The organism is Paraburkholderia steynii, from assembly GCF_900100565.1.
GTDB classification, from domain to species: domain Bacteria; phylum Pseudomonadota; class Gammaproteobacteria; order Burkholderiales; family Burkholderiaceae; genus Paraburkholderia; species Paraburkholderia terrae.
The window spans coordinates 1-12,637 of the sequence record NZ_FNDI01000046.1 but is presented as its reverse complement, the minus strand read 5'-3'; the positions used below and the strand labels follow the sequence as shown (position 1 = coordinate 12,637).

The window sequence follows — 12,637 nt, the reverse complement described above, 5'->3', positions numbered from 1 at the left end:
GAAGTGGGTGAGGCGCTCGTTCGAAGCGTTGGCAACGAAGGCGAACAGAGATGTTGCCGTGTGAAGCGTAAGACCCTTTGGGGGCCCTCAGGCAGGAACAAGAATTAGCGGTGTTAGCCGCTTTCTTTTGCCTACTTTTCTTTGCGGCGGCAAAGAAAAGTAGGTGCCGCCCCGCACAGGGGCGACGCGTGAAGCACGCTAACAAATCGCGGATGCCAGCTCAAAGATAAAACACCAAACGGCCTGCGCAGCAAACACCTCATCGCGGATGCCAGCGAACGCACAAGCAAACCAAACCAGCGGCACCTAAAACTCAACATCAAGCTCATCGATCTCATCGACTTCCAACTGCGCTGCAGCGATCCACTCCTGCATCTCAGGCAGCGCAAGAATCCCCCGCCCATAAGCAACAATATCGGCATCAAGCTGCACATCATAGGTGACAAAGCGCGTAACAACAGGCGCATACATCGCATCCGCCGCGCTACGCTCACCGAACAGATACGGCCCCCCGTACTCCTCCAGACACTCACGCCAGATCGTCACAATACGATCAATATCCGACTGCGCCCGCGCCCACACCTTAAATCCCGGAAAGTGCGCTTTCAGGTTCATGGGCAACGCCGAACGCAAAGAACTGAACCCCGAATGCATCTCACCGCATATCGCACGGCAATGCGCGCGCGCCTTACGATCCTTCGGCAACAGTCCAGCTTCAGGCCGCACTTCGTTGAGATACTCAGCAATAGCCAACGTGTCCCACACCTTGATCCCGTCATGCACAAGACACGGCACGAGAATGGAAGGCGACAGCAACAGCAACTCAGCCCGCGCAGCGGGATCATCAACAGGCATCACGATCTCTTCAAACGGCAAGCCGCTGAACTTCGCCAGCAGCCAGCCGCGCAGCGACCACGAGGAATAGTTTCGGCTGCTGATCGTCAGGGTGCTGGTAGCCATCGTGTCAGCCATCGGATTGGGCATGTCTCGCTCCACAGAGGGTCATCGCGGCGTGTTTCGCAGTACCGCGATGCACGATACCGGGCATGTTCGCACCAATTCGCGGCATAACCGGCACCTTACGGAAGGGCGCGCAAGGACTATGCCAATGCATCGCGGCAGCAAGCCATTCCGCCAACGCCAACATTCAGCTCCCTTGGCATGTGACTTGCCTCTCATTGGCTCAAGTTCTCTTCGTGCGAAAGCCATGAATCCGCTCGCTTATCCGGCGTACCAGGCGTTCGCCAACTTCATGCTGCCGTTGCGCCATGGCGCATCGCTGGTACAGGGTGTACTCGATGCGTGGCCCGAGTACGCCGCCACGCCATCCGGCAGGACGCTGCGCGCATCGGCCGAATTGCTGACGCTCGCGGGCCTCACACATGTGCGCCCGCCGTTCGGCATCGACAGCGTCGAGGTCGAAGGGCAAGCCGTCGATGTGATCGAAGAAGTCGTGCAGTCGACGCCCTTTTGCTCGCTGCTGCATTTCCGCAAGCACGCGTCGTTCGATGTGCCGCAGCCGCGCGTGCTGGTCATCGCGCCAATGTCGGGCCACTTCGCGACGCTGCTGCGCGGCACGGTTCGCACGATGCTCGCCGAGCACGACATCTACATCACCGACTGGCACAACCCGCGCGATGTGTCGCTTTCGGCGGGTCGCTTCGGCTTCGACGAGTTCGTGCAGCATGTGATCGACTTCACCGACACGATCGGCCAGGGTACGCATCTGCTCGCCGTCTGTCAGCCGACGGTGGCCGCGCTCGCCGCCGTCGCGCTGATGGCCGCCGACGACCATCCCGCGCAGCCCGCCAGCATGACGCTGATGGCCGGCCCGATCGACACGCGCGTGAACCCGACGCGCGTGAACGAGCTTGCAAAGAGCAAGCCGATCGAATGGTTCGAACAGAATCTGATCAGCGCGGTGCCGTTCGGTTTTCAGGGCGCGTTCCGGCGCGTCTATCCGGGCTTCGTGCAGCTGAACGCGTTCATGGCGATGAATCTCGAACGGCATCTGGAGTCGTTCGAAACGATGTATCACGAGCGCTCGAAGGGCGACCCGGAGAAGGCAGAAGCGATCCGCGACTTCTACGAAGAATACTTCGCGACGATGGACCTGACCGCGGACTTCTACCTCGAAACCGTCGATACCGTGTTTCAGCGGCACGCGCTGCCGCTGCACGAACTGGAAGTGAGGGGACGGCGGGTCGAGCCGTCGAAGATCAGGCGCACCGCGCTGTTCACGGTGGAAGGCGAGCGCGACGATATCTGCGCCGTCGGGCAGACGCTCGCGGCGCAGGATCTGTGCGACAGGTTGCGTCCGTATCTGAAGACACATCATGTGCAGACGGGCGTCGGGCACTATGGCGTGTTCAATGGGCAACGCTGGGAGCGGCAGATTTATCCGCGCATCCGCGCCGTGATTCACGACAACGAGCCGCGTGCGGTGCCCGTCGCCACGCATGGCGCGCAGGCGTCGCTGACGCTCGCGCCGGCGGCCGCGTCGAGCGCGACGACGCCGGCGGGCACGACGCCCGCCGCCACGGAAGCGGTCGACGTCGATCTGGCTTCCGACGAGCCCGCCACCGAATGAGCTTCTTGGCGAGCGCCCATCAGGGAATCAGGACGTCGGACGAATCATCTGGAACATCTCGCCGATCTGCGCGTAGTCGGCGCGATAGCCCGCGCGCATGATCGGCTGCGCGGCCTGCGTGTCGAACAGACCGTCCTTCAGATACGCGTTCCGAATATGCACGCCGACCACTTGTCCGAGCGCGAGCCAGTTGTCCATTGGCTTGCCGCTCAGATCATGCAACTGCACGATCTGCAGCAGCTTGCATTCGAGCGCGGCAGGCGACTCGCCGACATGCGGCACCGACACGTTGCGCCCCGCGACGGGCGTGAGTCCCGACAACTGGAACTCGTCGACGTCCGCCGCGACGGGCGCGGACGTGCGGTTCATCTGCTCGGCGAGCGGGCGCGTCGCCAGATTCCAGACGAACTCGCGCGTCTCTTCGATATTGCGGATGCTGTCCTTACGGCCTTCGCTAGCGAATCCGATGATCGACGGGAAGGTCGAAAATGCGCCGAAAAAACTGTACGGCGCGAGATTCAGCTGACCGCTCGCCGCGCGCGTCGATACCCAGCCGATCAGGCGCGGCGCGACGATCGCCTTGAATGGATCGTGAGGCAGGCCGTGGCCGGTGGCTGGATCGTAGAAATAGAAGTCCGACATGATGTCGCTCTCGTTGTAGTTGACCGTCGCGTGCCGCTCAGTTCTTTCCGTTGCCCTGGATCACGCGCCTGCGTCCCGCCTTGACCTTCGCGGTCTGCGCATCGTCCCAGTCGTAAAAGCCCGCGCCGCTGCGCACGCCGACGCGTCCCGCCTGCACTTGCTCGCGCAGCAGATCGAGCACGTCTTCGTCCTTGGCGAGCGCGGGCATCAGGTGCGTGCTGATATCGACGAACGTATCGAGGCCGCCCATGTCCGCGCCTTCGAACGGCCCGACGATGCCCCAGCGCTTGCCGAGCGACGCCTTCATCACACGATCGACGACATCGGGTGTCGCCGCGCCCGAGCGCACGATGTTCAGCGCCTCGCGCAGCACCGCGAATTGCAGCCGGTTGCCGACGAAGCCCGGAATCGCTTTCGACAAGACGACGGGCTCCATGCCGATTGCGTGCATCAGCGCGACGGTCGAGTCGATCGCGTGCTGCGCCGTGTCGCTGCCCGGCACGACTTCGACGAGGGGGATCATGTGCGGCGGATTCCAGAAGTGCGCGATCAGGAAGCGTTCCGGCGCGCGCAGCGGCGCGGTCAACTGATCGGGCGGGAAGCCGCTCGTGTTGCTGGCGAGGATCGCGTCGTCGCGCAGCACTTCATTCAACTGTGCGTATAGGCGGTGCTTCAGTTCGAGTACTTCGGGGATCGCCTCGATCACGATATGCGCGTCGGCCATGTCATCGAGCGTGGCGCTCGTTTCGATGCGCGACATCGCATCTTCTTTTGCCTGCCCGTCGATGCGGCCCGCGTCGATCAGTTCGTCGAGCACGGCTCGCGCTTTCGGCGCGACGCTTTCGAGCCGCGTTGGATCGATGTCGTGGACGATCGTCCTGTGTCCGTGCAGCGCGCTTTGCGTCGCAATGCCGACGCCCATCAATCCCGTTCCCACTACGCCTACGACTGGCTTGCTCAAACCCATTCCCCGTTTCTGTGTGTGTTGTTGATCGAAGTTCAAAAGCATAGCGCAGTGCATATTTTTTCGACGGCGGATACGACAAGGCCGGCGCGCTCTTGCGAGCGGCCGGCCCTGGTTCCGTCCTTCACTCCGCATCTGGCGGCGCGAAGCGTGCCGTCAGATGGTCTTAGTAGCGTCCCTGCGGCGGACGATGGTCGCGGTCATGGTACGGGTCGCGATCGTGCGGGTGATGACGCATCCACTCGTCGTGCGCCCAGTAGCGGTGACCGTCGTAGTAACGGTCGCCGTGCCAGCCAATGTTGACCTGCACGCCCACCGGCATCATGTGCGGCTGCTCATAAACGGGCTGCGTGTGCATGGGTGCATATTGCGCGAAGGCGCTGCCTGCGCCGAGCAGTGCGCCGCCAGCGATCAGCGCGGCGACGATCGAACGCGAAGTCTTCTTGATGGCATTCATGGCTATTCTCCCTTTCGAGTTTCGTTGCGAGCGATGGCTGGATCGACCGGGACGGTCATGAGATTCGCCGTTCGCTTGAGACCCACTTTAGCGGCGCAGACCTTTCACAGACGTGAGGACTTGTAAGCGCACATTTCATACGATGTGGGCGACGACTGCGGGTTCGCACGGGGATTTGCCGTGTTTTCACAAGGCTGTGCGCGGTTTGGCTATGCGCGACGGGTCTGCGTCCGACAAGCCGCTGTTACATTCATTTCGGCGTGGAAATAATGCGCGAGCGATTACGACGGTGCGCGCAACGACGGAGGCGGTTTCTTCGAGGCGCTTAGTGGCTTTCTGACGCGCAAAAACAAAAGCCCGGCAAGGCCGGGCTTTTCAGTTTCGCCGCTTCTGGATGGCGGCGAGATGCGCAGTGCAACGTCTTTTTATGGGCGGCCTACCGATTAGTCGGTGAGACGGACGCCGAACAAGGTTGCTTGCGACTTGCGAACACGCTCCGCTTCGCGATGACGTGCTTCGTACGAATAATCCGAATCCAGAGGCAAGTGAGGCGACGCGAAGAGGTCGCTAACCTTTTGGAACAGCGCGAAAAGATAGTTCATGGCGACTCCCGGTTGGGTTGGTGGTTCAGGGTTTTCCCTTATGAAGAAGTATAGGGTTTTCCCTAGCCGAAAGCTAGTGCAATGCAGCAATTTTTCGGTGCGGTCATTCGCCGCATGGCCTTTCAGGTAATATTGCATCGCAACATGTCCACGGCATGCGGCTTCCAGACCCGCCCCTGTTTTTTGCAAGGCTGATGCGTGGATACAACGGACGGCCGCGAGTGTCGGCGGTGCGATTTGCTGCAGACGGTTAGTTGCGCGCTGTGCCACTGTTGTGCGAGCAGCGGCGCTCACGCGGCGGCGTTAGGCAGGAACTGGAGAAAGCCCGCCGCGCAGATGGGCGCAACGGGCGGCGGACGAGGCTTAGTGAGTGTGCGCTGACTTGCGCTTCTGGGCGTGCTGCGCGTGAGCAACGTGCGTTTCGGCGGGCCTGGTTGCCGCCGGTGCAACGGGTGCCGGCGTTGCTGGCGCCGCCGGAGCCTGGACGCTGACAGGGAGGCTCGTGGTCGACGAATCGGTGTCGAGCAGCGTCGCGAGCGTCGCCTGCTGGTTCAGCATCATCTGTTCGATGCGCTGTTCGTGCGCGGTCGACTGGTGTGAGAGGCGGAACAGCAACAGCGTCTGCGCGATGCCAATCGCGATCGTCATCAGCAAGGCGCAGACGACGATCGTCAGCATCCATTTCATGCGCCGGGTGTGGTCGTCGGCAGCGCGGCGCTGGTCGGCGATCACGCCGTAGAGCGCATCGACGGTATCGGCGAACGCGGTCGCGCGTGCGTGATCCAGTTCGGGTGTGGCGCGCGGCCCGTGCGTCTGCGGCGGCGGAATGTATGGCGCGGGACGTGTGGGCTGCGCGTTCGAGGCCGCCGCGCTGGCGCCATGCGCGGACGGTTCGGACGCGGCCGCCGGTGCTGTTTTGCTGTCTGGGTTCGCGGAACGCTGCGCCAAACCGCCGGCCGCAGGCGAACTCTCGCTTTGGGTATCGGCGGCAGCGGCGGCATTCGCGGCATCGGTCGGCGGCGAAATCTGCCGCAACACCGCGACGCTGCGCACGACGCTCGCCGCCGCCAGCGACGCAGGCTGCGTCGGCGCATCCGGAGCGGCGTTCTGAGCCGGATTCGTGGCCGCCGGCGCAACTTCACCATCGCCGGAAGCAGCCAGCGCTTGTCCTTCAGCGACAGCCGGCTCCAACGTGCCCGCTTCCGTATCGATCACCAACTGCCCGTCGTGCGGAACGGCACCAGCCGCCAGATCCTTCGACGCCGCAGCGCCCCGCGCTCCGCGCACTGCAGCCTTCCCTTCCGCCGAACCCGCCGCAAAGCCCACACCATCCGGCGCGCCGACGGCCGCCAGCACGACATCGGGCAATTCGAAACCTTGCAGCGTGCCTTGCCGCACGTCGATGCTCATCGCCTGCTGCTCGGCGCGCGCGGTGTCGTCGGGGAAGAGGTCGAGCGTGCTGCCGTCGCGTGCGGCATCGCTCAGTTGCGCGAGACGCTGCGCCGAGCGTGCGGCGCGCGCAAGCTTGTTTTCGGTTTCGGGAGAGACAGTGGACGTGCGCCGATTCTGCGAACGGGCGCGCGCCGGGCGGGAAATCGTGGATTCTGCGGAATCTGCCATGTAGGAAAAGCGGGAGCGCAGCGTTCGTCGCCATTCAAGGCGCCCGTCACCGCTGCCGTCGGTATTTTTCTAGAGCCCGCATTGTCTCATGCAAAGAGGGTCACAGAAGCGGATCGCAGCCTTTTTGGGACGGCATTTCATGCAACGGCGTCAAACTTGCCACGACCCGCGCCGCCCGTCGCCAGACGATCATGTGCAGATCCCATTCATGCCGGCTCGCCATTGTCCCGAAATTCCTTCACGCCCTGGAGCGCGCGCAATTGACCGCAGATCGCCGCATATTCCGTCGACGAGACGCGGTGCAGTGTGATCATCACTTCGTCCATTTGCGCATCGTCGTCGCTCTGCTGCATGACGAACTGTTTGACGCGCGGGCTCGCCGGACCGAGCGCCTCGTGCAGCGTATGAAACGTCATCGAGCCGCGCTCGACCAGCAGCGACAGCTGGCGGCGCTGCTTGACCGTGATGAAGCGCTTCTCGATCGGTTTGATGCCGGCCAGAATGATCAGAATGATGATCGTCGCGGCGATCGACGCCGTGTACAATCCGCCGCCGACGGCCAGCCCGATCGCGGCGACGGACCACAGGCTCGCCGCCGTCGTCAGGCCGCGGATGATCTCGCCGCGCAGCAGGATCGACCCGGCGCCCAGAAAACCGATGCCGGATACGACCTGCGCGGCGATCCGCGACGGGTCGAGCACGACGTGCTGGTTGCCGAGCACATCCGCGAAGCCGAACGCCGACACGATCATGATGAGCGTCGAGCCAACGCACACGAGCATATGTGTGCGCAGCCCCGCCGCCCAGGAAAGCCGCTCGCGCTCGAAGCCGATCACGCTGCCGAGTGCTGCCGCGAGCACGAGCCGGGAAATGAGTTCGAAATTGCCGATCATGTTGTTCTCCTTGTGATGTCGCCGGTTGCCGTTGTCTTTGCCCTCGCCCTTGCCGCTGTCTTACGGCGCCTGCGCCCTGATGCCCGGTGCGTGCCGTTTGCCTTATGCTTCAACATCGGCGCATACGCCTCTCGTTCCTTTTTCGACTTCCCGCACCATGAATGCAACTGCATCGACGCCTGAGCTTGCAGCCGCGCTGCGCGAGCATTTCGCGCGCATCATCCTGCCGATCTGGCGAGGCCCGGGTTTCAACGACGCGCTCGGGCTGCCGTACGAAGCCGTCGCCGCCGACGGCCGCACTCCGCTGCCCGTCACCCGCTACCGCGCAATGGCGTGCGCGCGCCAGCTGTTCGTTTTCGCGCTGGCAGGCGAGATGCCGCATGCGCAGCGTCTGTTCGAATCGCTGACCCATGTCTTTCAGGACAACACGCACGGCGGATGGTTCTATAGCGTGGACGCACAAGGCGTGCCGCTCGACACCACCAAAGACCTGTACACCCACGCGTTCGTTGTGTTCGCATGCGCCGAATACGGCGCGCGTTCGGGCAACCGCGATGCACTGGACATCGTGCATCGCGCGTCGTCGCTGATCGAGGACCGCTTCGCTGCCCGTGACGGCCTGCTGCACGCTGCGCTCGATGCCGGCTTCGCGGGCAGGGACGGCATGCCGTTGCAAAACCCGCTGATGCATCTGACGGAGGCATGGCTCGCGGCGCGCGCCGCTACCCAGGACGCCGCGTTCGATACGGCGCTCGCCAGGCTCGGTGACGCCATTGCGCGTACTTTCGTGCATCAGCCGACGGGGTGTATTGCCGAATTGCCCTTGGGTAGTGCGGATAACCGGCTAGAGCCGGGGCATCAGTTCGAATGGTTCTGGCTCGTGAGGCAGGCGGGCGATGTGCTCGCCGGGTCGGGCCTGCGTGAGGCGCTGGCGCGCGCGTTTATGTTCGCGCACGAAAAGGGCGTCGATGCGGCGACGGGCGGCGTGCATGCGGCGCTCGATGAAGCGGGTGGGGTCCAGGATTCAACGCAGCGGATCTGGGCGCAGACCGAGTATCTGCGTGCGCTTGCTGTGCATGATGATGCTGAGGTGCGGGCAGTGTTGCCGCAGCAGATTGGGCGGTTTCAGCCGCGGTTTTTGAATGCGCGTGGATGGGTTGAATGCAGGACGCAACAGGGTGAGGTCTCGCGGGCGGAGATGCCGTCGACGACGCCGTATCATCTTGCTACTGCTTATGGGGCGTTGCCCTGCGTCTGATGTTTTGTTGGGTGCGCCTTCGCGGCGCGGGCGTTGTTGTTGTTGGGTGTTTTGGACTTTGCGCTGGCATTTGCGTTTTGCCTTTGCGGCGCGGCCGGTTTGGTTTTTTGGGGTTTGCGCTGGCATCCGCGATTCGTTAGCGTGCTTCAAGCGTCGCCCCTGTGCGGGGCGGCACCTACTTTTCTTTGCCGCCGCAAAGAAAAGTAGGCAAAAGAAAGCGGCTAACACCGCCAACATTTCTTCTTGCCTGAGGGCCCCCAACGGGTCTTACGCTTCACACGGCAATCACGTGACTCGTGTTCGTTGCCAACGCTCTGAATTGACGCCTCACCCGCTTCACGCGTCCGCGTCGCAACACGCCGTACCAGATATGCCACGGCCGCCCAGGTGGCAAACTGTGTGTAGGCCGTAGCGCTACACAAGCCTCACTTCGGACCGATTGCGCACGCATGCCACCCTGTAAGAGCACCGAGCTATACGACGCGACAACCTACACACAGTTTGCCACCTGGGCGGCGCAGACCATTCGCTGCCGCTAGCTCTTGTTCGGGTGTTTGAAGTGGGTGAGGCGTTCATTCGAAGCGTTGGCAACGAACGCGAACAAGGACGTTGCCGTGTGAAGCGTAAGACCCTGTGGGGGCCCTCAGGCAAACACAAGAGTTGGCGGTGTTAGCCGCTTTCTTTTGCCTACTTTTCTTTGCGGCGGCAAAGAAAAGTAGGTGCCGCCCCGCACAGGGGCGACGCTTGAAGCACGCTAACAAAACGCGGATGCCAGCGCAAAGGCCAGAACAACCAAACCGGCCGCGGCGCAACGGCAAAAAACGCAAATGCCCAACGCAAAGGCAAAAAACCAAACGCGTGCGTTCACCCAACAACATGCCCGCCGAGCACCGGCGCCAATCCCCCCCGCGTGCGATGCGAGATCAAAACCGAATCAGAAATCTCAAACGCAGCCACAGCTTCCTTCATCTGCCGCGTCTGCTGATGCAACGAAGAAGCCGCAGCCGCAGCCTCCTCCACGAGCGCCGCGTTCTGCTGCGTCATCTCATCCATCTGCACGACAGCCTGGTTAACCTGCTCGATACCCGTACTCTGCTCCAGCGATGAAGCGCTAATCTCAGCCATCATCTGCGTGACACGCGAAATCGACTCCGACACGTTGCGCATCGCCTCGCCCGCGCGCTCGACCAGCACCGACCCGCCCTGAATCTCCGCGACCGACTCGCTGATCAGTTCCTTGATCTCCTTGGCCGACTGCGCGCTGCGCTGCGCGAGACCGCGCACTTCGCCCGCGACAACTGCAAAGCCGCGTCCCTGCTCGCCCGCGCGCGCCGCCTCGACGGCCGCATTCAACGCGAGAATGTTGGTCTGGAACGCGATCCCGTCGATCACCGTGATGATCTCCGCAATACGGTCCGAGCTTTGCGCGATGCCGTGCATCTTCGCGACGACCTGATTGACGACTTCACTGCCATGCGAGGTCGCATCAAGCGCAGTCTCCGCGAGCGCATTCGCTTCGCGAGCGTGGTCGGCATTCTGGCGCACGGTCGCCGTCAGCTCTTCCATGCTCGACGCCGTCTCTTCGAGCGACGCAGCCTGATTCTCCGTGCGCGCCGACAGATCGGCGTTGCCCGTGGCAATTTCGTCGGCACCGATATAGATCGAATCGGCGGCTTCGCGCACGGTCTTCACAGTGCGCGCAACGCTCGCCTGCATCACCGACAGGCCCGAGAACAGACGGCCGATTTCATTCGTGCCGCGCGCTTCGATCGGCTGGTTCAAGCGGCCTTGCGCGATGCGCTCGAAGTGCCGGCCCGCCTCTTCCAGCGGACCCACGACGCCGCGCCGCAACGCCACGTAAACGCCACCCGTCCCCGCCAGCAGCAACGCGAGAATCACGAGGCCCACCGAGCGGAACAGCGTCTGACGTCCGTCGATCGAATCCATCGACGCGCGGCCCGTCGCGTCGCCGAATTGCGTGAAGTTGTGCAGCTCGGTCAGATACGCGTCCTGCATGCCTTGGGTCGGCTGGTCGAGGAACGCCTGAATATTGCCCGCGTCGAGGTATTGCGCCAGTTCGCCGAGCGCGGTGTGAATCTTCTGGTACTTCTCGTTGAGCGCGGCGGCGCGCGCGTTGTTTTCGTCGTTGAGTTTGGGGGCGTTCATGAAGACCGTGAACGATCGGTCCGCGGCGGCGAGCTGCTCGCGCGCGTGCTGGACGATATCGGTCGGTTCCGCGCCGCCGCGCACCATCCGCGTGCCGGCGCGCGACAGGTTGATGCGTGCGTCCATCAGATGCTGCGTCGTCTCATTGACGGCATCCACCTGATGCAGCGCGACGTTCGCGAGATCGTTGACGTCGTCGTGCGTGCGGGTCATCGACCAGAAACCGAGCCCCTCCGTCACCAGCTGGAAAATACAGAAAGCGGCCAGAACGCATAACAAGCCTGAAGCAACTTTGATCTTGCTGAACATCGAAACACCTGAATTGCTGAGAAGGACGGGAGTGCATCCGGGTTTACGGCAATGTCAGGCGATGCCTTGAGTGTTCGTCGCCAAAATTCCTGGTGTGTGCGTATTTCGGAAGCTTACGCGGCGCGATTACGTCGATTCGCACAATAATTGCCGTGCAATTCTTCGAATTTCCTTGACGCGCCGCGTTTGCGCTTCCTAGAGTTGGGACATCGCCACGCGGGTTATGCCCGAAGGAACGACGATGACAGACTTACTCGACCGGGCGCGTGGCGCACTTCACGCCCAGCCATTCAGCGTGCTGCTCGGCACCGAACTGATGTATGTCGGTGCGAATGAGCTGACGCTGTGCCTGCCGATCCGCGACGAATTGCGGCAACAGCATGGTTTCGTGCATGGCGGTGTGATCAGTTATCTTGCCGATAACGCGCTCACTTTTGCCGGCGCGCTGGCGCTTGGGCCTCGCGTTGTGACGGGTGAGTACAAGATCAACTATCTGCGGCCCGCGATGACGGGCGTGCTGATGGCGCGGGCCGAAGTGGTGTATGTGGGGCGGCAGCAGGCTACCTGTCAGTGCAGTGTGTTTGTTTCCGATGGGGATAAGGATCGGCTTGTCGCTGTCGCTCAAGGGACTATCAATCGCATTGGGGATGGGACGGAGGCTGGGGCTCCGTATGACGAGCGACGTTTGCATGAGTGATTTTTTTGTCTGCGACGCTGTTCGGTGTTTTTGCTTTTTTGCTGGCATCCGCGATTCGTTAGCGTGCTTCACGCGTCGCCCCTGTGCGGGGCTGTCATAGATTTTGTGTTCAAGGCATAACATGTAGCTCAAGGAGCATGTATGCCACGCAAACCCAAGACGACCACCGAAGCGCAGACAGCGTTGCCGTCCATTCCGAAGGAACTAATCGACCAGTTCGTGAAGGGGCCGATGACGGCCGAAGCGGTGCATGCCGCTTCGGCGGCGTTCAAGAAGGCGCTGATCGAGCGGGCGCTGGGCGCCGAACTTGGACACCATCTGGGCTATCCGGCGGGTGCCGTGCGGCCAGAAGATGCGACCAACCAGCGCAACGGCAAGAGCGGCAAGACAGTGCTGACCGACGACGGTCCGCTACGGCTGGAGATTCCCCGTGACCGCA

The 12,637-nt window shown here is 62.6% G+C and carries 12 protein-coding genes; 4 read left to right on the top strand and 8 right to left on the bottom strand.

All coding sequences use genetic code 11. The annotated features are described in order from the left end of the window. Window positions 1–306: 306 nt before the first annotated feature. Window positions 307–960, bottom strand: a complete 654-nt coding sequence (locus BLT65_RS42635) for a glutathione S-transferase family protein (RefSeq protein ID WP_091790182.1) — start codon at window positions 958–960, stop codon at window positions 307–309. A 247-nt stretch (window positions 961–1,207) separates the two neighbouring features. Here BLT65_RS42635 and BLT65_RS42630 point away from each other — a divergent pair, with 247 nt between their 5' ends. Beyond that, window positions 1,208–2,590, top strand: coding sequence for a polyhydroxyalkanoate depolymerase (locus BLT65_RS42630; RefSeq protein ID WP_091790139.1), 1,383 nt, complete (start codon window positions 1,208–1,210; stop codon window positions 2,588–2,590). Window positions 2,591–2,617: 27 nt separating this feature from the next. Here the strand turns inward: BLT65_RS42630 and BLT65_RS42625 are convergent, their stop codons facing one another. The 6 genes from BLT65_RS42625 to BLT65_RS42605 all read right to left on the bottom strand — a co-directional run bounded on the left by BLT65_RS42625 (window position 2,618) and on the right by BLT65_RS42605 (window position 7,768). After that, window positions 2,618–3,232 (bottom strand): flavin reductase family protein, encoded by a 615-nt coding sequence (locus BLT65_RS42625; RefSeq protein WP_091790137.1) that lies wholly within the window; start codon window positions 3,230–3,232, stop codon window positions 2,618–2,620. A gap of 37 nt (window positions 3,233–3,269) precedes the next feature. Next, window positions 3,270–4,199: a 3-hydroxyacyl-CoA dehydrogenase family protein gene (locus BLT65_RS42620; RefSeq protein WP_208545895.1), complete on the bottom strand. Its 930-nt coding sequence runs from the start codon at window positions 4,197–4,199 to the stop codon at window positions 3,270–3,272. A 163-nt stretch (window positions 4,200–4,362) separates the two neighbouring features. Continuing rightward, window positions 4,363–4,653 carry a hypothetical protein gene (locus BLT65_RS42615; protein ID WP_042317074.1) on the bottom strand — a complete coding sequence of 97 codons (291 nt, stop codon included), beginning with the start codon at window positions 4,651–4,653 and terminating at the stop codon, window positions 4,363–4,365. A gap of 443 nt (window positions 4,654–5,096) precedes the next feature. Then, window positions 5,097–5,549, bottom strand: a complete 453-nt coding sequence (locus tag BLT65_RS46900; protein WP_167306654.1) for a hypothetical protein — start codon at window positions 5,547–5,549, stop codon at window positions 5,097–5,099. Between the two features lie 69 nt (window positions 5,550–5,618). Next, window positions 5,619–6,875 carry a hypothetical protein gene (locus BLT65_RS42610; protein ID WP_091790135.1) on the bottom strand — a complete coding sequence of 419 codons (1,257 nt, stop codon included), beginning with the start codon at window positions 6,873–6,875 and terminating at the stop codon, window positions 5,619–5,621. A gap of 206 nt (window positions 6,876–7,081) precedes the next feature. Beyond that, window positions 7,082–7,768 carry an MgtC/SapB family protein gene (locus BLT65_RS42605; RefSeq protein WP_042317079.1) on the bottom strand — a complete coding sequence of 229 codons (687 nt, stop codon included), beginning with the start codon at window positions 7,766–7,768 and terminating at the stop codon, window positions 7,082–7,084. Window positions 7,769–7,925: 157 nt separating this feature from the next. Between BLT65_RS42605 and BLT65_RS42600 the strand changes: the two genes are divergently transcribed. Then, window positions 7,926–9,026: an AGE family epimerase/isomerase gene (locus tag BLT65_RS42600; protein ID WP_091790133.1), complete on the top strand. Its 1,101-nt coding sequence runs from the start codon at window positions 7,926–7,928 to the stop codon at window positions 9,024–9,026. An 864-nt stretch (window positions 9,027–9,890) separates the two neighbouring features. On the opposite strand, the gene BLT65_RS42595 is transcribed toward BLT65_RS42600, so the two are convergent. Next, the gene (locus BLT65_RS42595; RefSeq protein ID WP_042317339.1) at window positions 9,891–11,501 is read right to left on the bottom strand and encodes a methyl-accepting chemotaxis protein; all 1,611 of its coding nucleotides are present in this window, start codon (window positions 11,499–11,501) and stop codon (window positions 9,891–9,893) included. Between the two features lie 241 nt (window positions 11,502–11,742). Between BLT65_RS42595 and BLT65_RS42590 the strand changes: the two genes are divergently transcribed. Together BLT65_RS42590 and BLT65_RS42585 are read left to right on the top strand one after the other, a co-directional pair. Beyond that, a complete protein-coding gene (locus BLT65_RS42590) occupies window positions 11,743–12,198 on the top strand; it encodes a PaaI family thioesterase (RefSeq protein ID WP_091790130.1) in 456 nt (151 codons plus the stop codon). A 141-nt stretch (window positions 12,199–12,339) separates the two neighbouring features. Then, window positions 12,340–12,637: transposase (locus BLT65_RS42585; RefSeq protein WP_143036683.1), on the top strand; the 298-nt coding region annotated here is incomplete at its 3' end.

Bases quoted from the DNA above. Each gene is read 5' to 3' on its own strand.
- BLT65_RS42635 (WP_091790182.1), bottom strand. From the start codon at position 960: ATGGCTACCAGCACCCTGACGATCAGCAGCCGAAACTATTCCTCGTGG.
- BLT65_RS42630 (WP_091790139.1), top strand. From the start codon at position 1,208: ATGAATCCGCTCGCTTATCCGGCGTACCAGGCGTTCGCCAACTTCATG.
- BLT65_RS42625 (WP_091790137.1), bottom strand. From the start codon at position 3,232: ATGTCGGACTTCTATTTCTACGATCCAGCCACCGGCCACGGCCTGCCT.
- BLT65_RS42620 (WP_208545895.1), bottom strand. From the start codon at position 4,199: ATGGGTTTGAGCAAGCCAGTCGTAGGCGTAGTGGGAACGGGATTGATG.
- BLT65_RS42615 (WP_042317074.1), bottom strand. From the start codon at position 4,653: ATGAATGCCATCAAGAAGACTTCGCGTTCGATCGTCGCCGCGCTGATC.
- BLT65_RS42610 (WP_091790135.1), bottom strand. From the start codon at position 6,875: ATGGCAGATTCCGCAGAATCCACGATTTCCCGCCCGGCGCGCGCCCGT.
- BLT65_RS42605 (WP_042317079.1), bottom strand. From the start codon at position 7,768: ATGATCGGCAATTTCGAACTCATTTCCCGGCTCGTGCTCGCGGCAGCA.
- BLT65_RS42600 (WP_091790133.1), top strand. From the start codon at position 7,926: ATGAATGCAACTGCATCGACGCCTGAGCTTGCAGCCGCGCTGCGCGAG.
- BLT65_RS42595 (WP_042317339.1), bottom strand. From the start codon at position 11,501: ATGTTCAGCAAGATCAAAGTTGCTTCAGGCTTGTTATGCGTTCTGGCC.
- BLT65_RS42590 (WP_091790130.1), top strand. From the start codon at position 11,743: ATGACAGACTTACTCGACCGGGCGCGTGGCGCACTTCACGCCCAGCCA.